At 45.0% G+C, this 24,885-nt stretch carries 20 protein-coding genes and 2 pseudogenes; 11 read left to right on the top strand and 11 right to left on the bottom strand.

Annotation, left to right across the window (positions count from 1 at the left end; all coding sequences use genetic code 11):
- Positions 1-146: 146 nt before the first annotated feature.
- Positions 147-1,126: pseudogene (locus tag QT397_24460) on the bottom strand (IS5 family transposase).
- Between the two features lie 1,431 nt (positions 1,127-2,557).
- On the opposite strand from QT397_24460, the gene QT397_24455 reads away from it, so the two are divergent.
- Positions 2,558-4,243, top strand: a complete 1,686-nt coding sequence (locus QT397_24455) for a histidine kinase (protein WNZ55957.1) — start codon at positions 2,558-2,560, stop codon at positions 4,241-4,243.
- Between the two features lie 436 nt (positions 4,244-4,679).
- Positions 4,680-6,614, top strand: coding sequence for an asparagine synthase (glutamine-hydrolyzing) (gene asnB, locus QT397_24450; GenBank protein ID WNZ55956.1), 1,935 nt, complete (start codon positions 4,680-4,682; stop codon positions 6,612-6,614).
- Positions 6,615-6,764: 150 nt separating this feature from the next.
- On the opposite strand, the gene QT397_24445 is transcribed toward asnB, so the two are convergent.
- The gene (locus QT397_24445) at positions 6,765-7,556 is read right to left on the bottom strand and encodes an SDR family oxidoreductase (GenBank protein ID WNZ55955.1); all 792 of its coding nucleotides are present in this window, start codon (positions 7,554-7,556) and stop codon (positions 6,765-6,767) included.
- Positions 7,557-7,667: 111 nt separating this feature from the next.
- Between QT397_24445 and QT397_24440 the strand changes: the two genes are divergently transcribed.
- Together QT397_24440 and QT397_24435 are read left to right on the top strand one after the other, a co-directional pair.
- Positions 7,668-8,024, top strand: coding sequence for a helix-turn-helix domain-containing protein (locus QT397_24440; protein ID WNZ55954.1), 357 nt, complete (start codon positions 7,668-7,670; stop codon positions 8,022-8,024).
- Between the two features lie 60 nt (positions 8,025-8,084).
- Entirely contained in the window at positions 8,085-8,798 is a 714-nt protein-coding gene (locus QT397_24435; protein ID WNZ55953.1) for an NUDIX domain-containing protein, read from the top strand.
- Between the two features lie 20 nt (positions 8,799-8,818).
- On the opposite strand, the gene QT397_24430 is transcribed toward QT397_24435, so the two are convergent.
- From QT397_24430 to QT397_24415, 4 genes are all read right to left on the bottom strand, one after another.
- Entirely contained in the window at positions 8,819-9,187 is a 369-nt protein-coding gene (locus QT397_24430; protein WNZ55952.1) for an ADP-ribosylglycohydrolase family protein, read from the bottom strand.
- Positions 9,188-9,199: 12 nt separating this feature from the next.
- Positions 9,200-9,658 (bottom strand): ADP-ribosylglycohydrolase family protein, encoded by a 459-nt coding sequence (locus tag QT397_24425; protein ID WNZ55951.1) that lies wholly within the window; start codon positions 9,656-9,658, stop codon positions 9,200-9,202.
- Positions 9,659-9,692: 34 nt separating this feature from the next.
- Positions 9,693-11,108 carry a nicotinate phosphoribosyltransferase gene (locus QT397_24420; GenBank protein ID WNZ55950.1) on the bottom strand — a complete coding sequence of 472 codons (1,416 nt, stop codon included), beginning with the start codon at positions 11,106-11,108 and terminating at the stop codon, positions 9,693-9,695.
- A 203-nt stretch (positions 11,109-11,311) separates the two neighbouring features.
- On the bottom strand, positions 11,312-12,394 hold the full coding sequence (locus QT397_24415; GenBank protein ID WNZ58593.1) for a bifunctional nicotinamide-nucleotide adenylyltransferase/Nudix hydroxylase: 1,083 nt from the start codon (positions 12,392-12,394) through the stop codon (positions 11,312-11,314).
- A 169-nt stretch (positions 12,395-12,563) separates the two neighbouring features.
- On the opposite strand from QT397_24415, the gene QT397_24410 reads away from it, so the two are divergent.
- Positions 12,564-12,959, top strand: coding sequence for an FAD-binding oxidoreductase (locus QT397_24410; protein ID WNZ55949.1), 396 nt, complete (start codon positions 12,564-12,566; stop codon positions 12,957-12,959).
- Between the two features lie 57 nt (positions 12,960-13,016).
- Here the strand turns inward: QT397_24410 and QT397_24405 are convergent, their stop codons facing one another.
- Entirely contained in the window at positions 13,017-13,931 is a 915-nt protein-coding gene (locus QT397_24405; GenBank protein WNZ58592.1) for a LysR substrate-binding domain-containing protein, read from the bottom strand.
- A 117-nt stretch (positions 13,932-14,048) separates the two neighbouring features.
- On the opposite strand from QT397_24405, the gene QT397_24400 reads away from it, so the two are divergent.
- Both QT397_24400 and QT397_24395 read left to right on the top strand, forming a co-directional pair.
- Positions 14,049-14,771: an SDR family oxidoreductase gene (locus tag QT397_24400; protein WNZ55948.1), complete on the top strand. Its 723-nt coding sequence runs from the start codon at positions 14,049-14,051 to the stop codon at positions 14,769-14,771.
- A 131-nt stretch (positions 14,772-14,902) separates the two neighbouring features.
- Positions 14,903-15,433: a hypothetical protein gene (locus QT397_24395; GenBank protein WNZ55947.1), complete on the top strand. Its 531-nt coding sequence runs from the start codon at positions 14,903-14,905 to the stop codon at positions 15,431-15,433.
- Positions 15,434-15,500: 67 nt separating this feature from the next.
- On the opposite strand, the gene mmsB is transcribed toward QT397_24395, so the two are convergent.
- Together mmsB and QT397_24385 are read right to left on the bottom strand one after the other, a co-directional pair.
- Positions 15,501-16,394 carry a 3-hydroxyisobutyrate dehydrogenase gene (gene mmsB, locus QT397_24390; GenBank protein ID WNZ55946.1) on the bottom strand — a complete coding sequence of 298 codons (894 nt, stop codon included), beginning with the start codon at positions 16,392-16,394 and terminating at the stop codon, positions 15,501-15,503.
- A gap of 18 nt (positions 16,395-16,412) precedes the next feature.
- A complete protein-coding gene (locus QT397_24385; protein WNZ55945.1) occupies positions 16,413-17,924 on the bottom strand; it encodes a CoA-acylating methylmalonate-semialdehyde dehydrogenase in 1,512 nt (503 codons plus the stop codon).
- Positions 17,925-18,240: 316 nt separating this feature from the next.
- Between QT397_24385 and QT397_24380 the strand changes: the two genes are divergently transcribed.
- The 3 genes from QT397_24380 (at position 18,241) to QT397_24370 (ending at position 20,434) form a co-directional block, all read left to right on the top strand.
- Positions 18,241-19,293 carry a hypothetical protein gene (locus QT397_24380; GenBank protein WNZ55944.1) on the top strand — a complete coding sequence of 351 codons (1,053 nt, stop codon included), beginning with the start codon at positions 18,241-18,243 and terminating at the stop codon, positions 19,291-19,293.
- Between the two features lie 346 nt (positions 19,294-19,639).
- Positions 19,640-20,155: a hypothetical protein gene (locus tag QT397_24375; GenBank protein ID WNZ55943.1), complete on the top strand. Its 516-nt coding sequence runs from the start codon at positions 19,640-19,642 to the stop codon at positions 20,153-20,155.
- 54 nt (positions 20,156-20,209) lie between these two features.
- Positions 20,210-20,434, top strand: coding sequence for a hypothetical protein (locus QT397_24370; GenBank protein ID WNZ55942.1), 225 nt, complete (start codon positions 20,210-20,212; stop codon positions 20,432-20,434).
- A gap of 211 nt (positions 20,435-20,645) precedes the next feature.
- On the opposite strand, the gene QT397_24365 is transcribed toward QT397_24370, so the two are convergent.
- Entirely contained in the window at positions 20,646-21,248 is a 603-nt protein-coding gene (locus QT397_24365; protein ID WNZ55941.1) for a GNAT family N-acetyltransferase, read from the bottom strand.
- 461 nt (positions 21,249-21,709) lie between these two features.
- On the opposite strand from QT397_24365, the pseudogene QT397_24360 reads away from it, so the two are divergent.
- Positions 21,710-23,184: pseudogene (locus QT397_24360) on the top strand (DEAD/DEAH box helicase).
- 126 nt (positions 23,185-23,310) lie between these two features.
- Here QT397_24360 and QT397_24355 read toward each other — a convergent pair.
- Positions 23,311-24,612: a M20 family metallopeptidase gene (locus QT397_24355; protein WNZ55940.1), complete on the bottom strand. Its 1,302-nt coding sequence runs from the start codon at positions 24,610-24,612 to the stop codon at positions 23,311-23,313.
- Positions 24,613-24,885 lie beyond the last annotated feature (273 nt).

Genomic DNA, 24,885 nt, shown 5'->3' with positions numbered 1-24,885 from the left:
CTTAATAGGACTGTGATTTATCTAGGGACCCTCTGATCAACGAAGCATTTTTCTAGAATTAAGCTGAGCTGCTTGAAAAATTCACTTTATTACGCACAAATGTGTAATTTTCGCGTAATAGTCCCCTAATTTTTCATCTGAAACCCTCAATAGGCGGGTTTCAGGCGAACCACCCCTAGGCAGCCAAGTATTTTCTCCCTATTAATAAGTTGGTAAAGCCTGCCAGTAAGCACAGCCTCTCAGTATTCTTTAGCAGTCCCCGATAGCGGACCTTGTCATAACCAAATACCCGTTTGATGTAGCGGAAGGGGTGCTCAACCTTCGCTCTTATCTGCGCCTTGATCTTTTCCGCTTTACGAAGTGCATCACGCCCTGGAAGAGTTTTTAGCTTGCTCGGCTTCATTGCTATATACCAATCCGCCTCCCGCTCTTTCAACTCTTCACGTTTCTCCGCACCAATGTACCCAGAGTCTCCCCAGATTCTTTTCTCCTCCCCGTGGAGAACTCGCTCTGTTGTTGTGACATCATGCGAATTCGCTGCTGTTGTGTCTATGCTATGTATTACTCCAAGCACATCATCAACCCCGATATGCATTTTCATCCCAAAATTCCACTGATTGCCTTTCTTTGTTTGATGCATTTCCGGATCACGTTCTTTCTTTTCATTCTTAGTTGAAGTTGGCGCAGAGATAATAGTGGCATCTACAATCGTGCCTTCACGCAGTACCATGCCATTCTCAGCAAGATGTTTGTTGATTTCATCAAAAAGAGCTGCACCTAGCTGATTGAGCTCCAGTAAGTGGCGAAAGTTAAGAATCGTTGTTTCATCGGGAATTGGGTTACTCAAAGTCAATCCAGCAAAACTACGCATGGATTCAATTTCATACAGTGCATCTTCCATAGCGGGATCACTGAGATTGTAAAATAGCTGCATGCAATGAATACGAAGCATGACACTCAATGGATATGGCTGTCGGCCACGTTTGCCTTGTGGGTAACAAGGAGTGATCTGAGCTTCTAGTCGCTGCCATGGGATGAGGGTTTCCATTTGAGAAAGAAACTTCTCTCGGCGAGTTATACGGCGCTTTAGCTTATATTCTGCTTCGGCAAAGGTGACTTGGTGCATGATTCATCGTAGTCTTGATGGGTAGGTGAATATTACCAAATTGACTCAGAATTATTCAGAGGTTCCCTAGATGTTGTAAAAGGAATCGTCATATTAAATTTGGCTACTGGTAGCATCACTCTCAACAAGATCAATAATAATCCAATTGTGAAAGAGGTATTTTCTCTTTCTGAGTACCAGTAGAAGGTTGTGTAACCGATAGTCAATCAAAATATATAATGAATGAATATTGTGAGGTCATGGGAGTTAGTAAATCCAAGGTGAGGCCGTGGACTCGAAAATTATATGCAGGGCGAGCTGGAAGAGTTGTTGAGTATCTAATATCTTGAGCTCCAAATAAATATTGGAATACTTACAAATTTTTGTTGCAAGAAATTATCACTACATCTTTTTAAGCTGTTTTCATGCATAAAAGGTATGAGATACGATAAAATAATACTCTATTATCTGAATGACTAGAAGTCCACATTTCTTATTTTTGACGCACGAAAATTTTTAAGCTGCCATCTATTCATCGATTTATTTTGTGTAAACATGTGAGATATCTGGTTTCAAGCTGCTAAAAAATTATCCGTATTTTTGTTGGCTAAGAAATTTTGAGTCACATTTCTTTATAAGAACGTACCCTCAAGTTCGGACAGATGTCTAGCCATTAAAGACTTTTAGTTGGACCTGTTGTTCTAATTCGGAGGGTAAAAATATATTTTTTAAAAAAGTTCACTCTGTCAGTTGAATCTTGTAGGCTGCTTAAAAGTATCAGTGTATTTAGATGGCTGTTTCATTATGAGTGCCTTATAAAGTCTCGGTTGTAATGTGAAGAATGATAGTTTATAGATTAAATTAACAAATTATATTTATAGATATTACTATTGGTTTCGTATTGGTTTCGTATTGGTTTCGTATTGGTTTCGTATTGGTCGTTTGCTCTATTTGATGTGCAGGATGATTGGCGCAAACCCAATAATAAAAGGTAAATAGTATAGACGTTGATAAGTGTTTTACACTTTGTTTAGTAGTTATTACTGCCGGCTGCTGAATAAATAAAATATACATAATAATGTCTGCTCGTCTGAGTGTTTGATTTTTATGTTTTATGTTTTTTCATGCTGGTTAATTAGTTATTGTGAATTCAAGAATGAATTTCTAAGTCTTAATTGGCAAATTAATAAAGCAGTCTGAGCCCTTAATCCTGTCAAGGCTCTAAAAGAGAATCAAACCTAAGTCTATAAAAGGGGATGTTTATTTACGAATATATTCGAAGTTCATTCTAATTTTACTTCTTGCAGTGGTTCTTGTTGGAAATATTTTAGTGCTAAGGCGATACGAGAATAGTCTGTATTTTCGTGTTGACAATAAAAGTCATATCTAATTAAGGGCTAAGGATATGAGAGTTTTGAAAAATGATACGATGACCTATAAGGAAAGCATATAGTGAAATTTAATATTAATCTAGCAATCTTGATGTTCAGTGTATATCTTTCAGGTTGTAATGGATCTTCGAGCGGGGGAGATGATCCAGACACAAGTGGCGAGCTTACAGCTGCTACGATGGCGGTCCATTATGAGAAACCTAAAACGCTAATCTTTCGCTGGAGCGATGTTTCTGGGGCAACTTATTATCAGTTATTTGAAAATGCTGATGGGCACTCTGGGTTTGAACCTATTGGAAATCCCATTGCGCCAAAAGAAGAGCGCATTGAATTAGTGGTGCCTTTATTCAAAAAGCTTAATGCCCAATACTTATTGCAAACCTGCGATGATCAGAGATGTATCGATTCTGATGCAGTAGCGATTGATCAGGATGTGATAGGTAGTATCGGTTATTTTAAACCCAGTAATACGGATGCTGACGATCAGTTTGGTTGGAATCTAGCAATTAGCGATGATGGCAACCTGCTTGCAGTAGGTGCTCCTCGCGAAGATAGCGGTGGTGACCAAGAGGATAACCTGACACCTGATTCAGGTGCAGTTTATATTTTTAGTCGGGAAGATGGCGAATGGACACAGCAAGCCTATCTTAAGTCTCCAGATCCTCAAGAAGCTGCAGAGTTTGGAACTGCATTGAGCCTTAGCGATGATGGTTATACGCTTGCAGTAGGGGCATTTAAGGAGAACGGGGAAAATGATAATTTTTCTGCGGGCGCTGTTCATATTTTTTCCCGAAGTAATGAAGGTTGGGTCCATAGCGCCCGACTTCAAGCAGACAATCGAGGAAATAATGACCTATTTGGCTATGCCCTTAGCCTTAGTGGGAATGGTTCTACTTTAGCAGTAACCGCACCCAGTGAAGATGGTGGTCTTGATGGCGATTCTATTGAAGATTCTGGAGCGGTATATGTGTTCCGTAATGAGGAGGGAAGTTGGTCACAGTATGCCTACATTAAGGCTACTGATAGTTCTGAGGGGTTAGGTTTTGGTTCTTCGATAAGCCTTGATGATGCCGGGGCTTCATTCGCAGTTGGGGCTTATGCTGACAATGCAGAGGCAGGTTCCGTTTATCTATACCAGTTGGATGGTGAATCTTGGGTAGAAGATAGCAAGATATCGGCTAGTAATGCATATGTTGGTGATTGGTTTGGATTTGCACTCAATTTAAGTGGTAATGGGAAAACTCTAGCTGTTGGAGCCCCATATCAAGATGGGTCTAATGAAAATCAGGATGATCGAAGTGTAGCTTCTAGTGGCGCTGTCTATATTTTTTCTCGAAAAGAAAACGCTTGGGAGCAAACTGCCTATTTGAAAGCTTCCAATCCTCATGTATCGGCTTACTTTGGAGAGGCGGTAAACCTGAGTGATGATGGCAGTTTTATCGCCGTGGGAGCATGGGGAGAGAAAAGCTATAGCCAAGGATTGTTCGGAGATAGTACAGACGAATCTTCAAAGAAAGCAGGAGCAGTTTATACCTATATATTTAATGGCGTAGACTGGTCTAGTGAGGCTTATATTAAGGCGAGCAACACAGACTCGGGAGACAAATTTGGTGGCTCTGTTGCGCTAAGTGGAGATGGAGCTAGTTTAGCAGTAGGGGCGAACGGTGAAGGAAGTGCCGATAGTGGTTTACTCGCAAGCCCTGAGAACAATGAAGCTTATTCTTCAGGAGCGGTTTATATTTATTGATTGGGCTGTATAATTTGTATTTACGTATAAAGTTAGTTGTTTGAGTTTAAATGGTATTGTTATCATTAATCTAGACCGAATGGAATACGTACAATGTAAATTTTAGAGATCTTTATTCTAAGTAAAGATTTTAGGTTGCTCAGGTAAATCAAAAGATTTTCCTAGAGCAGCAATATATCTAGAGTTTTAGCTAAAGCTTAGCTGGATAGTGAAAGAAAATGATATCTTTAAAATTTATAACTCTCTTTAAGTCTGAGCTTGTAATCAAGCTCAGCTAGTGAAATGTGAGTTTGGTTATAAATTTTAATCTCATACTTATCTCTAGTTCAATTCTTTAATGTATAAGTATTTGTTCGCTTTTTTTTGAGTAGATGGCGCGAAGTACTTTTTTGCTAATCTGAGGCAGTCCTTCTATCGATATTGGGGAGGCAGCAAAATGTGTGGGCTGCTAGCTGTATTTTCAAATACCGTTGTATACAACCGGGAACAGATTTATCGAGCATTACAGACCCTTTCCCATCGAGGGCCTGATGGTGAAGGGTTCTGGTCATCAGGAGATGGACGGGCCTGGCTGGCTCATAAGCGCCTAAGTATTATTGACTTGGAAGGTGGTCAGCAGCCACTATTGAGTGATGATGGAGAGGTAGTCTGCATTGTTAATGGTGAATTTTATAATTATTTAGAGATAAAAGATGATTTGATAAGGCGGAACTATCGTTTTCTTACACAATCGGATAGTGAAATACTTATCGGCCTATATCAAGAGTTTGGCGTTTATTGCTTGGACTATCTTCGAGGAGAATTTTCTTTCGTACTTTACGATAAAAGAAAAAACTTAATATTATCTGCTCGAGATAGATTTGGAATAAAACCTCTTTTTTATTACTGGGCAGATGGATGCTTGTGTTTTGCATCAGAAGTTAAGGCCTTCAAAGCGCTTGGCTTGCCGATAGATTGGAATCCACATACTTTTTGGCAAGAAATTAGCTTCTTGCATGCTCCAGCCTCTAGCTTATTTAACAATATTCATGAGCTTCCTCCTGGTCATTATGGTTTGGCCTATTTGGATAATCTACAATTTTCGACTCATCTTTATTGGAATTTACACTTCCCCACTATTGCGGAACAAAGAAGTAATGTTTTCGATGAGAAAGAGGTTATTAGTGAGGTGCGCGAGCGCTTCTCTGAATCGATTAAGTTAAGGCTCAAAGCTGATGTACCTGTTGCCTGCTATTTGAGTGGTGGCATAGATGCCTCTTCCGTGCTTGGTATAGCGCAAGGTATGGTGGATAAGCCGATCGATGCATTCACCTTATCTTTTGATCATCCGGCCTATGATGAGTCCTCTAACGCAAAATCCATGACTGATTACTTGGGAAGTAATTATCACCCTGTTGAAATTGATAGTGACACACTGATCTCTTGCTTTGAGGATACTGCTTATACCGGCGAAAAAATGTTCTTTAACGGTAACGCTATCACTAAATATGTTCTAAGCCGAGTTGTTCGAGAGCACGGTTATAAAGTGGTTCTTACTGGGGATGGAGCAGATGAAGTATTTGCTGGTTACGGTTGGTTCAGGCAAGATTTTATCGAAAATTATTTAGATGCAATTCCAAAAAAAGAAAAGCAAGCTATCTTGCAGAAATTGCAGTCTGGTGATCCTGTTTCCGAAGGCGTTTTTATGGCCTCTACAAGAATGCATCAGTCACAGGTGGTGAAGTCAGCCCTTGGCTTCTTTCCAAACTGGATGCAGAGCTTTATGGATATGGGCACAAAGATATTCCCATTGTTTTGTGAGGGTTATGCCGAGTATATACAGAACTTACAGCCTGCAGAAACTCTGTTGGAACACTTGGGAGGTGCCTTTTCGGTTAAGAACAGGTCCATTTTATCAAAAAGTCTATATACCTTTACCAAGTCTATGCTGCCCCACTATGTTCTTACAATGATGGGGGATAGAACAGAAATGGCTCACTCTATCGAAGGGCGCCTACCTTTTCTGGATCATCACCTGGTTGAGTATGTCTCAGTATTGCCGGATAAATACAAGATTCGCGGGTTAACGGAGAAATATATACTCAGAGAAGCCATGAAACCTGTGTTAACAGAGCAAGTATACAAGAAGCAAAAACAGCCTCTTTGGACTCCACCACTTACGGATAAGAAAAACAGGAAACTTTATGAATATATGAAGGATATTGTTCATAGCCGTGCAACTTTGGATATGCCGTTTTTGGACCATAAGAAGGCAATTAGATTTTTTGAGAAGAGTGATAGCTTATTGCAAGCCGATCAGAATGTTGTTGATGCTGTAAAATACCTTATAGTGAGTGGTATTTTGTTGCACAAGCGATTGGTCATGTCTTAGGATTTAATTTTCTACTTTAGATGGTTTTGATGGTTTACTCTGGATATTTAAATAAAAGGTAAAATAACAATTCTTTAGCAGGAGCTGCAGTGCAGGAATTTCTCTAAATTGAGCCCGAATAAAATACTTCTATCCGGGCGTTTTGGTATTCTAGTTTCTCCCAGCAATTACCCCGCCATCAACGTCCCAAATGGCTCCAGTTACCCAACTTGCTTTGTCGCTTAAAAGAAAATCTACGACACCAGCGATGTCCTGGGGGGTACCAATTCTGCCAATAGGGTGAAAGTTATCGAAGGAAGCAAGTGCTTGGTCTATTTCCCCCGAATCGATAAAGGGCTCATAGATAGGCGTCTTAACCACCGCAGGGGATACTGCATTAACACGAATTTTGTGATCGGCCAGTTCCATCGCCATATGTTGGGTGAGCGAATGTAAACCGGCTTTGGCCATTGAATAGGCTGAGGAGGGTGTCGCCTTTACGGATTGCTTGGCCCACATGGAGCCAATATTCACTACACTCCCTCCGCCGTTGTCTACCATGTTTCTTGTTACGGCCTGGCTAATAAAGAAGGTGGCACGGTTGAGGTCGAGATAAGTGTCGTAGTCTTCCCGAGTATGTTCAAGAAATGCAGTAGGATTAAAATATCCAGCGGCGTTTACCAGGTATTTAAAATGATGATTGCTGGATTTTATATATTCGATAATATCGCTGATATCAGCCTGTTGATAGAGGTCTGCCTGAAGTGCTTCTGCAGAGCCCATCTGAGTTAATTCGTTGTGGGCTCTTTCAAGTTTGTTGAGATTATTGCCAATAATAACTGTGTGGATTCCCTGTTTCACCAGTAGGTTTGCAATGGCGAGTCCCATACCACTGGAACCACCAACGATTAAGGCAACTTCTTTTTGTTCAGTAGAATCTGGTCTTTTAGTGGAGTCACTCATATTATTTCCTCACTGAGATATGCTCATTACGTGAGTGGAGTTTAGAAAAGAATCGGATAGGTTGAAAAGTAAGCACAAAATGGTGCACTAGTTACTTTTTGGTAAGTATTGATGAAATCAGAGAAAAACATGCTCACGCGAAAGCGCCCGCCCAAGAGAAGTGCCAGAATGGTTGAGACTATCTATGGCTGTAAATGGTCCCTTACTGTCTATCAGCTTCTGGCTGGAGGGGTAAATCGACCGGGGGAGATGGTTCGCAGCGTTGAGGGTTTGACTACCAAGGTCCTGAATGAATGTTTACGAAGAAATATGGAGTTCGGGATACTGGAGCGGATCAGCTATGCAGAGATTCCTCCCCGTGTGGAATATAACGTTACAGAATTTGGACAGAAATTCCTGAGAATTCTGGACGACTTGGAAAAGCTACAAGAGGAAATTGACGGCTCAGAATTATCTGAAAGTAAATAACTTTATCCCACCAATACCTTCGAGTTACACTAAGTGTCTAAATGATACTTGTCTCTCCCTATGAATGAAAAAGACTATATAGCTCGCTATGAGAAGCGTAACTTTGACGCTCCTTTAGTTACTGTGGATGCAGTTCTATTTACCTATCACGAAGGCTTTCTCAAGGTGTTATTGGTTAAGCGCTCGGCTCACCCAGAGAAAGGAAAGTGGGCTTTGCCTGGAGGATTTGTCTCTGAAACCGAAGATAATAGTCTGGAGGCGGCGGTTAACCGAAAGCTAAAAGAAAAGACATCAGTTATACCTCCCTATTTAGAGCAGCTTTATACCTTTGGTGGATCTAGCCGAGACAAGCGCGGATGGTCGATATCGGTTGCCTATACTGCCTTGATTGCCCACCAGCGCTGTGCAAGTGCAATCGATACCGTATCGAGTGTGGACTGGTTGCCTTACTCTCAGATATCTCAATTATCTCTGGCTTTTGATCATCAGGAAATTATTAGTCGTGCCCATGAGCGTTTGGTTCAAAAAGCGCTCTATACTATTGTGCCTGCATTTGCATTACCGGAAACTTTTACCTTGCCAGAGTTGCAGCATGTACATGAGGCAATAATTGGTAAACCAATACAGAAAAAATCATTTCGCAGGCGAATTGAGCAGGCAAATTTGTTAGTAGATACTGGTGAAAAACGTTCTGAAAAAGGTCGGCCTGCAGCGCTCTATCGTTTGAGTGAAAGCTCCGCTGATCATAAATTTATAAGAAATTTAGAGCTTTAACTGAAAAATAGTTTCGCTTCTTAAGATAAAAAATTGTTAACTAATTTTTTATCTAGCTCAATCAAGTATTGGTATCCATAAGTACTATTTTCCAGGCCAGAGAGTAAACTGAAAGGAAGTTCCAAATCGTACTCTCTGGTAAGTGCTGCAAGCCCGCAGGCAATTGCGGCGACACTATCAGTATCACCACCAAAATCTATACAGGTCTTCAATAGTCCAAGGAAGTCTCGATTACTTTGTAGTGCTATATTTACCGCAGCCAAGGTTTCTAAGGCATCACAGTTGACCTTGCCAGACCAGCTTCCTATTAATTTTAGGTTGAGCTTTTTCTCAATAAGCTTGGGCAACTCAATTAGAGTTGATTTTTGGTAGATTAATAGATGTGCCATTAGGGCAACTGCTTAAGCAGATAAGATCCCCTCTTCGGTATTGTGCGTAACGCTAGCTTGGCATTTAGCCACTGTTAGTAGTTGATCAATATCGGGAATAAGCCCAAGGGGTACTGAGCGCATTGCTGCACCGTTACGTTTGCTGTGAGGCCTTATCTTGCGAGTTAGATCCTTTCCAGTTTCACAGCTATCGAGAAGGCTTTGAAAGCCTGATGCATATCCAAGGCGAGGATCACGCTTATAAGCGTGGATAAAAGCTTGTGCAAAGTCCGACTCTTGGGGATTCGAATTCTCAAGAAGGAGCTCAGCAATAGCCAAGCTCATCTGAGTATCGTCGGTATAACAACCGGGTTTGATGCCAAGGGGATGAGAGATATACCCGTTAGCATGATTGTTATTGTTAATAATCTCACGGCTACAAAACTCAAATCCGGCTCCGTAGGCATCTCCAACTGCAATTTCCAATAACATCAACGCTCCCTAAAAGATTACTGATTAGTTAATATTAACTGGCAACAGCCAATATATCTCTACCCTCAACAATAACTGCCCGTTTCCGAATAGTTTCCAGGTCTTGTTCTATAAGTAATTTCCCGTTGCGGTAGACGGTTTCCAGCAGATTATTACGGCTACCAATATCTTGCTCATGAATAGTGTAGGGCGTTCCGCCGGGATGATTTATTAATGCCAAGCGCCCTCTCTTGGAGCGCTTACCGCTATCGGTGGCGGGGTCTTTGTAAACATCCCGCCATAGGCCATCGACTCGAACCGCACTGGCTTTCATGGCGAATCTCATGGTATCTCGGTTAACTTTTTGTAAAAGCTCACCTCCCATACCGAAGCTAATATTTTCAGCGCTCTGTTTTCTGGCTTTCATTGCGCTGAGGATGCCCTCAATGGTGTGTAGAGAAATCCCGTCACCCTGGATCACCCGAATAAAGTCAGGAAGTACTCGGAAACCTTTACTATTAATGGTCGCTCCGAATATTCTCATCAAGCGCTCAATAGTCTGAGTGACTATATCAACGGGATCGCCGCTATCCGGGCGAATTACCAGGGTGCCGCCATTATTTTCTACCCTCTCTTTTAATTCACCGCCCCAGATATTCTCGATAGCACTCCAAAGATCGTAGCTGTCACTCACTACGGCGACCAGACGATTGTCACCGCTGAATTGCGTCAGCATATTTTCATAGGCTTTGGCTTCCTGCTCGCGTCCCCAACTGGTCATGGTGCTGTGCTCTGCAGCGGGTATTGAAAATCCGGCCATTGGGGCTGCGTAGTAGCGGCGGCCGGCGAGTACGGCGGCAATGGTGTCTGTGCCTTGGAAATTTACCAGGTGGGCCAGGCCCCCAATCGCAGCTGTCTCTTCGCTGCTAGCACCGCGTGCGCCAAAGTCATGTAGCTTGAAGGGCAGTGAGTCGAGGCCCTCAGCAGTTTCCAGTAAATATCGTTGAATGACCTTTTTGGCTTCCCGGCTTTGGGTGGCAACTGTGGTGGGGTACCAAATTGCGCGCAGCAGGGCGGTTTCGATATAGCTGGTTAGCCAGAAGCACTTGGGGTCTGTATTGACTACTTGGACTAAGACATTCCTAGTCGGGATAACGCTGCCCTCGGGAACTGCTTGAATCTCAATGGGCAGGTAACCCTGATGCTCCTGGAGAATGTATTCCCATCCCTCGCGATTAAATGGCAGGCCATGGGCCAGACAGAGCTCCTCTGCCTCTTCGATGTGCTCTGCGTTGATCGGGGTAGTCAGGTACTGCTTGATAAATGCCTGTAGGCCAAAGAAAACAGCCTCTTTGAACTGGCCGCCCCGGCTCTCGATATAGCTGCTGACATACTGGGTTCCCTCTGGGTACTGAAGGTAGTGGCTGGTTTTATAGCTGTCGACATTCAGGATTGGGTTGTACTGGTTCATCGCGGAAATCCTCCGTGAGTAGTTGTTAGCACCGGTCTCTCCAGTGCGGGCCTTGCCAATTATTGTCTAAAGGACACCAACTAAGTTAATAGTGTCTTTTCGATACTAAGCTGTCAAGTATTGGCGTGTTTTTTGGGTATTGGTGAAGGTAATGCGAGTTGTTGAATGTGCAAGAGGCGGCAATTGGCCACCTCCTACCAGCTTTAGGCACCGCCAATCAGGGATTGAATGATGTAATAGTGGTCTTCAAATAGCTGCTGAGGGTCCAGATCAGCGAGGGGAACCCAGCGGGCATGGCGAGCGTCGTCACCGCCCTTTACCTTGGGTAGCTGTTGGCTGGGAGCCAGTTCTATGTAATAGGCGTGTGTGATAGTCCTTCCACGGGCCGAGCGATAGGGTTCATCGAATACATCCTGCCGGCGTATAGATCCTTTCAACACTGGTGTCGGGACTTTAAGGCGTGTTTCCTCTCGCAATTCTCGCAGGCAGGCATCGATCAGTCGCTCACCGGGGTCGACAAAACCACCGGGCAGCGCCCATAAACCCCGCCCGGGAAAAGCTCGTCGCTCTATCAGCAGGATATGGCCAGATTGGACCACTACAGCATCGACAGTAACGTGAGTTGGCGGATAGGGAGCGGTGGCCCAGGAGGATCTGTAGCGCTGGATGAATGCCATTTCTTCGCGCATTTCGCCGTAGGCTGGATTGGTCTCCACAAACTCTCTTAAAGCGCCAATAGTGCCCTCTGGCAATTGCTTTTCTTGGTTGAGTGAATTCAACAAGCTATCGGCGCTGTCGGTAAATAGTGCCTCCCTAAAGGGGGTTGCACTGATTTCGTTGTGATTCTCCACCCCAAGGGATTCCCACTGGGGGAAGAGGTTGAGGTAAAAACCGCTCTGGTCTTTCTGGTGCCCGATTAATGCAATTTGAGGTGGCTTGTGAGGAATGCTGTGATGAGCGGTCACTATGCCGTTAACTGAGTTTTGTACATTGCGCACCCACAGTTCATCATTGTAAGGCACATCCATTAAAGGAAGGCAGGTCAGGCGCTTGTTGTCACTCTCGCTTAAGCTTTTCCTGATAAATTGTTCCCGCTCGCGATGAGTCCAGGGGTTGCGAGGATTGCGGGGTTGGTTGGCGGAGCCAATCAGGATAATCAGGTGCTGGGCCTGAGCTAATCCGCACTGGACTACTTTTAGATGTCCGGAATGGAATGGCTGGAATCGACCGATAAAAACGGCAAAATCGTAGTGCTGGGCCATAGCAGCAAGCTCCTTGCTGTGAATAAACCCCGGTCTCTCCAGGGTTTGAATAATGGGTCTTGAAACATTATGTGTCTAATAGACACTAATGGCAAGTGGGCTTAAATTCAATTTTTAGTGGTTTATCGAAGAGGTGGGGTTATATTTCAGTGTCCGAGCCGATTTACTTTTTTTGAGTGTATGAGTAGGACTGATGTGCCGCTGGTTGTTGTTCATTTCCTTATTGAGTTTGGAAGCCTTTGCGCAGGAAATAGAGCCATTTACTACTGATGGTTGTAGCGCATTTCCCGATGGAACTTTTGATCAACAGGAGTTGTGGCTCGACTGCTGTATTGCCCATGATTATGCCTACTGGAAAGGGGGCACATACGATGAACGCGAGCAGGCGGATAAAGATCTGGAAGTCTGTGTAGCTGGAACCGGGGAAGAAGAAGTTGCACTAATGATGTTACTTGGAGTTCGGGTTGGCGGTACGCCTTTTTTACCCACCCCATTTCGCTGGGGGTATGGCTGGCCCTATTTGCGTGGCTACAAGGCTTTGTCACCGGTGGAATTACAGGCAATAAAACAATCAGAAGGTGAACTTTGACGGTAATTAGGAAAAGCTAGTCACAGAGACAAATTGTTCGCGTTTATTTGAGGTACTTTATTCAATAGGACTAACAGCTAAAGCCTGTAAATAAATATCCGCAAAACCTTCCTTTAGCCACTGCATCAAATTGCGCACCCGTAATAATTGGTGGCGTAGGGGCGGGCATACCATGGAGAGCTCGGTAGACTCAGACCAGCCGGGCAGAATTTCAACCAGACGCCCACTGGCAATATCTGCCTGGACATAGATATCTGCCAGCCGGGTAATTCCAAGTCCCTCAATTGCAGCGCGGTGCATTACCCTTCCGCTAATCAATTTAGTGCTGTTTTCAACTTGCACAACCTGTTGATTCTTACCTCGTGTCAGCAGCCATTGATCTACACTGCCGGAAATTAGCGGTACAGATGCTAAATCAGCAGGTTTTTCTATAGGTCCATATTCTTGAAGGAACTTTGGGCTGGCTACGTATCGGGTTTTGATAGTGTGAAGTTTACGCACGATTAGAGAGGAGTCCGGCAAACTGCCCATACGAATAACCAAATCGTACTGGTCTTGAATCAAATCTACTCGGGTGCTGGAAAAGTCCAGATGAACTCTAACTCCTGGATTGGCCTGCTGAAACTTGATCACCAGCCGAGCAATTAAGCTCTCTCCGATAATGCCACCAACAGCGTTGATGCGGATGTTTCCCTCCAGTCCTCCCTTTGATTCACTGGCCCACTCGGCGGCTGAATCCAACTGCTGCATCGCTTGCTTGCAACGCAAATAGTAACCCTCACCAATCTCGGTAAGACGCAGTTGTCTTGTCGTGCGGTAGAGAAGCTGTATATCCAGGGTTGTTTCCAGCTCTGTGACCAGTTGGCTCAAATTGGCCTTGGAAAAGCCGCTGTCCCGCGCTGCAGCGGTGAAGCTTCCGGCATCGGCCACCTGAATAAATGCACGAATAGCGCGCCATGAGATATTGTTCATAAAAACCAAACAATGTTTTCCTATTGGTTGGGCTAATCATATTAGTCGGAATTCCTATACTGGGTCTACTTAAACAAAACTATCCGCCGGGATAACTCATTGAAGGAGAGAGAGCCCATGTCCAAACCACTCGTTGTTATTACTGGAGCCAGTTCAGGTATTGGTGCTGCCATTGCCCAACATATGTCTGCTGCCGGGCATCCTCTATTATTGTTGGCAAGGCGTGTGGACAAGCTGGAAGCTTTAAATCTGCCAAATACTCTTTGCAGGAAAGTGGATGTGACTGATATGGCAGCCTTGCGCGAGGCAATTCGTGAGGCTGAGACTCAGTTTGGTCCGGTTGACTGTCTGATTAACAATGCCGGCAAAATGTTACTGGGCAATATTGAAACCCAGAACCCCGATGAGTGGCGGAAAATGTTCGATGTGAATGTATTGGCCTTGCTTAACGGTATGCAGGCAGTTTTGGAGGATATGAAAACTCGCCATTCCGGGACCATTATCAATATCAGTTCTATTGCTGGAGTAAAAACATTTATCAATCATGCTGCGTACTGTGGTACCAAATATGCTGTCTCTGCTATTGGTGAAACCGTGCGCGAGGAAGTGGCGCCTACCGGGGTACGTGTAATGACCATATGCCCCGGCGCGGTGGAAACAGAGCTGCTAAGCCACACTACCTCAGCAGAAATTATTGAGGCCTATCAACAATGGAAAGAATCCATTGGTGGTGCAATTAATGCAGAGGATATTGCTCGCACAGCTATGTTCATGTACTCCCAGCCCCAGCATGTAAATATTCGAGAGGTTCAAATTGCAGCAACAGGGCAGGGACAGTAATCCTGATTTTGTACCGCGCAAACACTAATCGTTTTTCCAAGCAATATTTCTTTTGCTAATATTCCCAACTTAAGCCAGCTAACTGGAGCTGGCTTAAGTTGGAATGGATAGTAAAGGATATGGAGATATCAGTGCGAAGAACGATTTTAATTGCCGGCCTGATTTTATGTTCCTCTGCGTTTGCACAGCAAAATACAGATGAGCAAGAGAGTGGCGTAGCGGAAACGGCAAAATCAGTGATGTCTAACATCGTCAGCTTTGGTAAAAACCTGATGGATGGTGCCAGTGAAGGTGTGGTTGATGGACGTAAAACAGGGCAGAGTACTGATGGTGCTGTACTTATCAATACGCTGGAAGATCTCAATAAGTATCTGGAAAGCGACGTTATCGCAGTGACCGCCCATGCAGAGAGTGGTTGCTATGTTGAAGTTGGTTTTAAAAATCAAAATGACTTCCCCGTGCGGTTAATCGACCTGGATAGCTCCGAGGCAGTGATCCTTATTGACCAGGATGGCTATGCAGCCAACTTGTTTAGGGGCAAAGGAAACCCTGAAGAACTCACGATTCCCAGTAATGCTGGACGCAAACAAAAGTTCTACTTTGCTATAGAGTGGGATCAAGTGCGTGAAATCCGAATTCTCGGTAAAGTCATGCAACCATAGCCAGTAACTGGTGCTGGAGAGAAGTGGAGCTGCGGCAGGGGTTGTGGATACCCAGCCTGCTACGCGGCTAATCCACTTCTTGAAATAGCTTTTGAATAGATGAGAAGTCCAAATCACTACCTCCGCGCAAATTGAGAATTCCATAGAGATTGCGCGCCATTGAGCCGAGAGGCGTATAGCTCTTACTCTGAGTGGCTGCTTCCTGCGCCAACCCCAGGTCCTTACACATAAGTTTTACCATAAAGCCACCGCTATAGTTTTTACTCGCTGGAACTTCGGGCATTACTCCGGGATAGGGATTGTAATTTTGTAGGGACCAGTTGGCTCCTGAACTCTTTAACATAATGTCGGAGAGCACATTGGGGTCGAGTCCATTATCTACCCCCATTTGTAGGGCTTCAGCGGTACCAATCATATGAATAGCCAGCAGCATATTGTTACAAATCTTTGCTGTTTGGCCAGATCCCGCTGCTCCTGCATAGAAAATATTGCTACCCATTGGCTCTAGAACTTCCCGGGCCCTGTCGACATCACCGGCCTCTCCCCCACACATAAAACTCAAAGTTCCTTTGCTAGCACCCGCCACTCCCCCGGAAACAGGGGCTTCAATGGCTTGCAGGCCTTTGATTCTGGCTTCACGAATAAGGCGCTTAGAACTGTTGGAAGAAATAGTGGAGCAGTCGATAATCAAACAGTCGCGAGAAATACTGTCGAGTAGTTTGTCGGTATCAATATACAGGCACTCAACCGCCGCGCTATTAGGCAGCATGCTTACCACAAAATCTGCTTCCTCGACGGACTCTTGGGGAGAGGAGCACTTTTTGATACCGCTTTCTACAGCGGTATCCAGTATTTCAGTGACTGGGTCAAACCCTTTAACTTCAAAGCCCGCCTGGACCAGGTTGGTGGCCATAGGCAGTCCCATATGGCCCAACCCTAAAAATGCGACTGTTTTAGTCATGCTGCTCTCCAGTTAACATTATTTGAGCTGTATGGTTAAGTTGGTGTGCTCTGCATGCTCTATATCACTGTCAAACCAGCGTGCCGTAACAGTTTTGGTTTCGGTATAAAACCGTACAGCTTGTTTTCCATAAGCGTGTTGATCACCGTAAAAAGACGCTCGCCAGCCGGTAAAACTAAAGAAAGGTAATGGCACTGGAATAGGTACATTAATACCGACTTGCCCCACTAATATTTCGTGTTGGAACTTACGTGCGGCAGCGCCACTAGCCGTAAATATTGAGGTGCCATTGCCATAGGGGCAGTTATTGATTAATTGGATTGCTTCTTCCAGGGAGTCGGCATTTACCAGGCAAAGTACGGGACCAAAAATCTCGTCGGTATAGATCGACATGTCCGAAGTTACATCGGCAAATAGGGTGGGACCAACCCAGTTTCCATTGGGAAACCCTTCGACAGTAATTTCAGAGCCATCTAATACACAGCGGGCGCCTTCCTTTTTGCCCTGGGCGATATACCCAAGCACCCTCGCACGAGCAGCGGGTGATATTAGTGGACCGAAGCCCGCTTGCGTATCCTTCCAATGACCGGGCTTGATAGCTGACATAGCGTCTTTAATGTCGTCTACCCATTGTTGTGTCTCCCCAACAAGTACAGCGACGGAAATCGCCATGCAGCGTTGCCCGGCAGCTCCGATGGATGATCCAACAATATTATTAATAGCCGCAGCCTTATTGGCATCGGACATCACGACCATATGGTTTTTTGCACCGGCAAAAGCTTGAACTCGTTTTAGGTGCTGGGTACCCATCTGGTAAATATGCCGCCCTACGGGGACTGAACCAACGAATGAAATGGCCTGAATGCCGGGATGCGTTAGAAGAAAATCCACCTGTTCCCTGCCGCCATGTACTACCTGTAAAACACCTGCTGGAGCCCCCGCTTCAGCAAATAATTCGGCCAGTTTGCAAGGCGTGACAGGATCCTGTTCAGAGGGTTTCAGAATAAAAGTATTCCCACAGGCAATCGCCATTGGAAACATCCACAGTGGAATCATTGCGGGGAAATTAAATGGTGTGATCCCCGCACAAACTCCAATAGGTTGTAGATAGGAGTAACAGTCGATGGTGTTGGCAACATTCTCTACGGTTTCACCCATCATTAGTGAAGCGATATTGGCTGCATGCTCAACAACCTCAATACCGCGCCAGACGTCCCCTTTGGCATCCTCAAAAGTTTTACCTGTTTCCTCGCTGAGGATTTCAGCCAGCAGCTCCTGATTTTCTTTCAGAAGCGCCTGGTACCTCAACATAATCCGTGCTCTTGCGGTAACCGGCGTATTTCGCCATTGGTCAAATGTTTCTTTGGCGGAAATTACTGCATTCTCCAGTTCAGTCGGGGTAGACAATGGCGCCTGTGTAATAACATCGCCGGTAGCGGGGTTGGTTACATCCAGCCACTCAGTACTTTTGGACTGAATCCACTCACCACCAATCAATATTGGTAACTTGGAAGGAATATTCTTATTCATGTTAATTAAAGCGCCGAGAGGAGGGAATTTTATCCAACAGTTTAGGTGTTTATTCGCGATTAAAGAGGAATATCACGCTGCTTTTATGACTATCCACTTTTATTGAGTAGAAGGTTGATTGACCAAAAAATTAAAATAAATGTATTTGATTATCTTTGTAGAATAGATCGCAAATAATTAATACCCATAAGAAATGAAAAATAATCTTGCACTGTACGGCTAGTATCTTGTGGCTGGCAATTCGGCTTTGGATTAATGCCCAGCTTAAACGTTGTTGTCGTAATGTAACTAGTGAAGAGTAAAAGAGGATTATTCAATGTATTTTATGATAAAAAGAATACTGATTGTAATCGGATTAATGATATCTCCCATATTTGTTGGTGCTACCACTCTAAGTGACTTAAGTGCACATGAGCCTAGCTCTGATGAAACCTGGGCTGAGCAATGGTTCTATAACATTGCAATTCCCGATGTGGGATATTTCAAAGTTAGCTTACAAACCTATATTGCACCTGACTTTGCAGTTGCCAAGCCTAAAGCCTATATCCATTTAGCTTTTTCTTCAGAGGCCGGAGCTACCACGAAGTATGATCTCTTTTTTGATGAAGTGATCTTGAAGCACCCTGAAGGTATTGATGAGTTCTACTATGAAGTACCGGGAGTAGTTGTGGCCGATGAGCAGGGTGTACAGGTCTTACACCCAGATTTCCTGTTTAATATGGAGTGGGCTGGTGAACACCACCATTACTGGCATGGGTTAAACCCCGGTCAAACCCCTTTTGGATTTATTCCTGAGATACCTGGGGTAGGAGGAAAGTGGTTCCTATATACGGTCGGTACCCCAGTCAATTACAGTTACTTTGATGGTTCTATGTCTCTAGCCGGTGTTGGCTATGCGCAATTGGATAAGGGCTGGTATGACAAAGAATCCAGTGCCGGTATGATCTATTCAATGGGGCTAACAGATGACCTCTACTATATGATTACCGGAGCTAAACTGGGTGACTCAGAGATTGAAATGTGGGCGGGGCGATATGTTTCTGAAGAGTATGACCTGATTTTTTTACCGGCTTTTAATGGTTTCTCTGTTAAGCGGGAAGCTGATGCTTGTTCAGGTTATCTACAAGTTGAACTTAACAAAATTTCATACAAGTTAGTTGTCGAAGCAAAAGCAGATATTGCCAGCTTTTATCCGCTGGAGTTTCCCTCTGTAATTATTTTTGGTGGTGAGCAGAGTTATATGAAATCCATGCAGGCAGATGTCAACTTCTATCTGTATCAATTTGGACAGTTGAAGGAGCAAATTCAAATGCCCCAGGCTTTGCTAGAATTTAGTGGGCCATTGGCGTGTGATGATTTTTTTGACTAAAGAAGAGTGATATAAAAGAAGAACTTATTGGGTTTGCAGGAGTTAAGTTAACTCCTGCAGATACCCTATCTCATCGAAACTAGGGGCCGTTCTTGTGGTAAGCGTACTATTTACACTATAGGTAATGGATTTCTGAGGACGTTGGGGAATAGTGCTTTTATTTGTAGTAGTACCGATTGTAATTACTACTTATTGGAAAGTTAATCCTTTTTTCCAGATGGTGTTCTATTGATGGCAGTTGTTTCTAAATGGATACATAGTGGCAAGTTGACAAGTCTCGATGTTACATTTCTGTTTCAGTATGGTTTTCGTTGAATAGAGGTCTCGCTCTTAAGGGGGTTTATCTATGAAATATTTGTCATTAATAATTATTAATTTTCTTATTGCGTCGTGCTCCTGGGTGGACCTTCCTCAAAAATGTGCTTCTAAGGCCCGGTATTATATGGATGATTTCAGGGAAATTTTTCAGGAAGACCGGCTGCTGCCAATAGCAAGGCTGGCTTCGAAGCGTGAAAAAAATTTCAATGCTCTTCAAGCAAAACTTGCTATTTCGCAAACACCAGATTACTGGGAAAATTTGACTGCTAAAGGACAGAAGCAGTACGCTTTTGAAGTTATTGAGTTGGCTGAGCAAAGAGTAATAATCAAGCAAGAAGAGGTTGAGTTGTTAATAATATTGTTACATCTGTATTCTTTACATGTTATGGAGTTGAAGAAAGAATTTAATCAATTGGCCCCAATTGTAGCAAATGGCGAGAAATGTGAGGCTTTAGATTTAACCCCAGAGTTGATTGGAAGAATCATCGGTAGCTATCAAGCACTTACACAAAATAGGGATGGTATAACTGAGAATTTACAATAATTTTCATGTGGGTAACTGTAAACCTGTGGATTTTTTTATTCTATGTGGTTTTTTATGAAAAAATTTAAATATAATATTTTTGATAAAGAGATGTTTATCGAAAGGCAGTCGAATAGCTGGGCCACATTCTATCAGGGCAATGAAGGTAAACGTCGCAGTGCCGGGATATCAATACCTTCGGAAATTAGAGAGAAAGATTTAGCCCAATACTTGGCAGATATCTGCCATGAATGGGCAAGTGAGCGGTACCCTGCTGTGGAGCGTATAAATACAAAATAAGTATATAAAATTTGGCGGGCGGTGGTGATCCAACTTCTCTTGAGGTCGTTTTATAAAAGACCAATAACTGTAAGAAATTTTGAGGTCGCCAAGACTGCATTGGGAAAACGATGTACAGTTAAGTAGAAAATATATGAAGCAAGTACCAAGGGCACCTGCTTCATATAGATAAATAAATATAAATATGGACTGAAATTCTTAAATTACTCACTTACTCCAAATTTATTCGGGAAACTTCCTCTTTGTGACTAAAGCCATTAGTCTCAATATTAGCTTTCAATTCTAGTGTATAGGTGAGCAGGGTATAGTCTTTGGCATCGGCTTTACAGGTAAAGCCCATGGATTTTGCGAAACTGTCCACTCGTCTATTTTGTGCTGACTCAATCGAATAGATTCGTTCAAGCCCCTGATCCTGAGCGCAGTTGATGAGTCGCTTTAACATTAAGCGTCCCAAACCTAACCCCTGCCAGTCATCGCTCACCACAACGGCACACTCACAAGCGCGTCCGTCAACGTCAAGTGCGTAGTGTGCTATAGCAACAGCTCTTTGTGCTCTGTCACTACTGCAGAGTGCAATAAAAGCTTCATGTACATGGTGGTCGTTATCTGTGAGTAACTCCAATAGCTTTTGGCTGGCTTTACAGCTTCCGCCAATAAAGCGATCGCGGCGAGTTTCTGGAGACAACTGTTCAATTAGTTCTTTCTCAAGCTGGCCATCACTGCGACAGATGGGGCGTATTGAGACTTTGCGTCCATTGCCGAGGGTGATCAGCTCAACTTGGTGTTCAGTATTCACACTGTTGTTGGGTGACATAACGGTTCCTATCCTGGCTGCTTTGAGCAGCTTTGTTTTACAAGTTCGCAACGGGATGGGGTACCTCAAAGATAGACGCTCGCGCTGCGAACGTGAAACTATGTTACGGTCCTGAAGACGACCTCCCCAACAACTGCTCTGTATAAACCTATAAAGGAAAGGAGTTTGGCTGGGTGAAACTATACAGTCAGCCTTTGTGTGGTATAGTACCGCCGCTGATTTTTCTCAGCTGCGTCATTTGTAGGCCGGTGATCCGCCGGTAGCCCCTCCGGAACTTTTCAAAAATTCTTCCAGGAAATTTCTACTGAATGCCGCGCGCCGGTTACGAGGACTGGCGATTAGACGGCTGTACACGCTGGGAGCAATACAGGCTCCCGATGTCGACTCCGATTTCTCTCTTCATTCCCTCAGGGGGAGTGAGTGTGTTTGATTGCGCCTGCGGCGCAGTTCGAGGTTTTTTTATGTTGTTTGAAGATCTGGGCCTTGCCCAGGAGATTGCCCGTGCCGTTGCAGAGCAGGGATACACTGCGCCTACGCCAATCCAGGCACAAGCTATTCCAGCGGTAATGAAGGGCAGCGATATTATGGCCGCAGCCCAAACTGGTACCGGTAAGACGGCTGGCTTCACTTTGCCGCTGTTGCATCGTCTTAGCCAGGGGAGCGCGCTAGAAAAGGGCAAGTACGCGCACTGGTGCTCACTCCAACCCGTGAATTGGCGGCTCAGGTTTTCGATAATGTGCAGGGGTACAGCCAGTACCTGCCTATGCGCCATGCGGTGGTGTTTGGTGGTGTGAAGATCAACCCCCAGATTTCTCGTCTGCGAGGCGGAGCGGATATTTTGGTAGCTACCCCTGGGCGCTTGCTGGATCTGCACAATCAAGGGGCAATTCGCTTCGATCGCTTAGAAGCCCTGGTACTTGATGAAGCAGACCGCATGCTGGATATGGGCTTCATTCACGATATCAAACGAGTATTGAGGATTTTACCGGCTAAGCGTCAGAACCTTCTATTCTCCGCAACTTTTTCACCAGATATTCGTCAGCTGGCGAAAGGCTTGGTAAAAGATCCGCTGGAAATTGATGTCAGTCCACGCAACTCCACTACTAAAACGGTGCGACAGAAGCTCCATCCTGTGGATAAGGCTCGAAAAACGAAACTGCTTAGTCATTTGATTAGGGATAATAACTGGCACCAAGCTTTGGTCTTTAGTCGAACTAAACATGGTGCCAACAGGCTGGTAAAACAGCTCGAAGGTGACGGCATCCTGGCAGCAGCCATTCATGGTAATAAAAGTCAAAATGCACGAACTCGTGCCCTGGCGGACTTTAAAGCCGGCAAAGTACAGATTCTTGTGGCGACTGATATCGCAGCCCGAGGCATCGACATTGACCAGCTGCCCCAGGTAGTAAATTTTGATTTGCCCAATGTGCCTGAGGACTATGTCCACCGTATTGGCCGCACAGGGCGTGCGGGCGCTCAGGGGCAAGCGGTATCCCTTGTTAGCGCTGATGAGATTAAGCAGCTTCGGGATATTGAGCGCTTGATCGGCAAGCCAATTCCGCGTGAGGAGATTGAAGAGTTTGAGCCGGACCACCAGGTGCCCGCATCCGGTAATCCAAAGCGGGGTGGGTTGCAAAAGCCCGGCTCCAGCAAGCGCCCAGCGGGTAACTCTCAGAAGAGTGAAGGGCGGCGTGAAGCGCGCGGCAATAGCGAGGAACGTCGGGGCAACCGCAGCAATGGACGCGGTAAGCCTGAGGGGCGTGGAAATTCTAGCAGCCGCAGTGGTAACGCCTCTGCGGGTAAAGGGGCCCCAGCCAAGCGCGCGGGCGGTAACGGTAAAGGGCGCGGTGCTGAGGCTGGTCGCAGTGATGGACAGAAACCACAACGAGCTCCGAGACGGCGTCCTACTACTAGAGGGCGCTCTGAAAGTGCCTAGTATTTTGCTGGACTCTTAATGCCGATAATAAGGTATTCACCTGCGAAGGTGTTGTAATCTTTAATATCGAGTTATAAGAGTGACAAGCATCTAAAAAAGAGCCTCAAAATGAGGCTCTTTTTACAATTACTGTTTTTTATAGTTCGCCATATAATCCAGAGTTAACAGAGTCAGCGCTTCAGTGCCCTTGCGCAAAGCATCCTCATCCACATAGAAAAGGGGTGAGTGATTGCTTGGAGCTTGGCTGGCATCCTGATCTCTAGGAGTTACCCCTAGGAAGTAGAAAAAGCCAGGGACCTCATTGGCGTAGTAGGAGAAATCTTCTGCCCCCGTGATTTTGGGTACTTCTACAACATTCTTGTCGCCGACAGCAGATCTCAGAATAGGCAGTGCCATTTCTGTCAGCTCTGCATTATTTATCGTTACCGGATAGCCTTCCAGAATCTCCACATCTGCGCTTGCACCGGAGCTTTCAGCAATTAACTCCGCAGTGGTTTTTAAGCGTTTGAAAATTTCTGCACGGTTATCCATATCAAAATTACGGATGGTGCCATTCAGATAGACACTATCGGGAATGATATTGTTGCGGACACCACCGTCAATACGTCCGAAAGAAACGACTGCGGGCTCTTTGGTGATGTCGATCTGGCGGCTGACAATGGCTTGGGTGCCCATTACGACTTGTGCGGCGGCGACAATAGGGTCCACTCCACCCCAGGGGCGTGAGCCATGGGTTTGGCGGCCATTGATGGTAATACGGAATTCATCGGCAGCGGCCATAAGCGGGCCCGAGCGATAGCCGATGACGCCGGTGGGTAGCGAGGAAGTGACATGCTGGCCAAAGGCCACGTCCGGCTTGTACTTCTTGAAGATCCCTTCTTTGAGCATCAACTCCGCGCCACCTTCTTCATTGTCCGGTGCGCCTTCTTCTGCGGGCTGGAATATAAACAAGACGTTTCCAGCCAGCTCATCGCGAAGGCCTGCCAGGACCTCGGCAGTGCCCATCAGCATGGCCACATGGGTATCGTGGCCACAGGCATGCATAACGCCAACATCTTTACCTTGGTAAGTGGTTCTCGCTTTGGAAGCGAAGGGCACATCGGTTCTCTCGGTGACTGGCAGAGCGTCCATGTCCGCGCGCAAGGCCACAGTTGGTCCCGGTTTGCCGCCTCTCAAAAAGCCCACAAGGCCGGTATGGGCGATACCTGTTTCAACTTCAAGGCCCAGTGCACGTAAGTGTTTTTCAATATATTTGGCTGTTTCAAATTCGCGATTGCCCAGTTCTGGGTTCTGATGCAGGTGGCGGCGCCACTCAATCACTTTGGACTCAGTGTTTTCCAGCAATTGCTGAGGCTTAGGGTCGCTTGCAGAAGCATGGGTAGCTAGCAGCGATGCACCGATTGCGATGGGCAGGAGCAGTTTTTTCACAGCACAATTCCTTCATTCTCATTATCGTCGGCCGATTCTACCCCAGATTTTGCGTAACCGACTCCCTCGAGCTGGCTTGCCTTTATATATTTTCAGTTTCCGCTGTTGACATGATGAACCGAACGGTTCAAGATGTTCTGCATAGGTTGTGGAAAGAGCTATAACCACAGAACAATGAGGGTTGCAGGAGGCTCTCAAGGTTTTCACGAGACTGAGTGGCACAGAAAGTTATACTGATTGGTCATAGGTTGGAAATAATTAGAGATGATTAAC

It is taken from the genome of Microbulbifer sp. MKSA007 (assembly GCA_032615215.1).
GTDB lineage: Bacteria > Pseudomonadota > Gammaproteobacteria > Pseudomonadales > Cellvibrionaceae > Microbulbifer.
The sequence above is the reverse complement of the archived record's forward strand: the minus strand, read 5'-3'. Positions and strand labels throughout refer to the sequence as shown.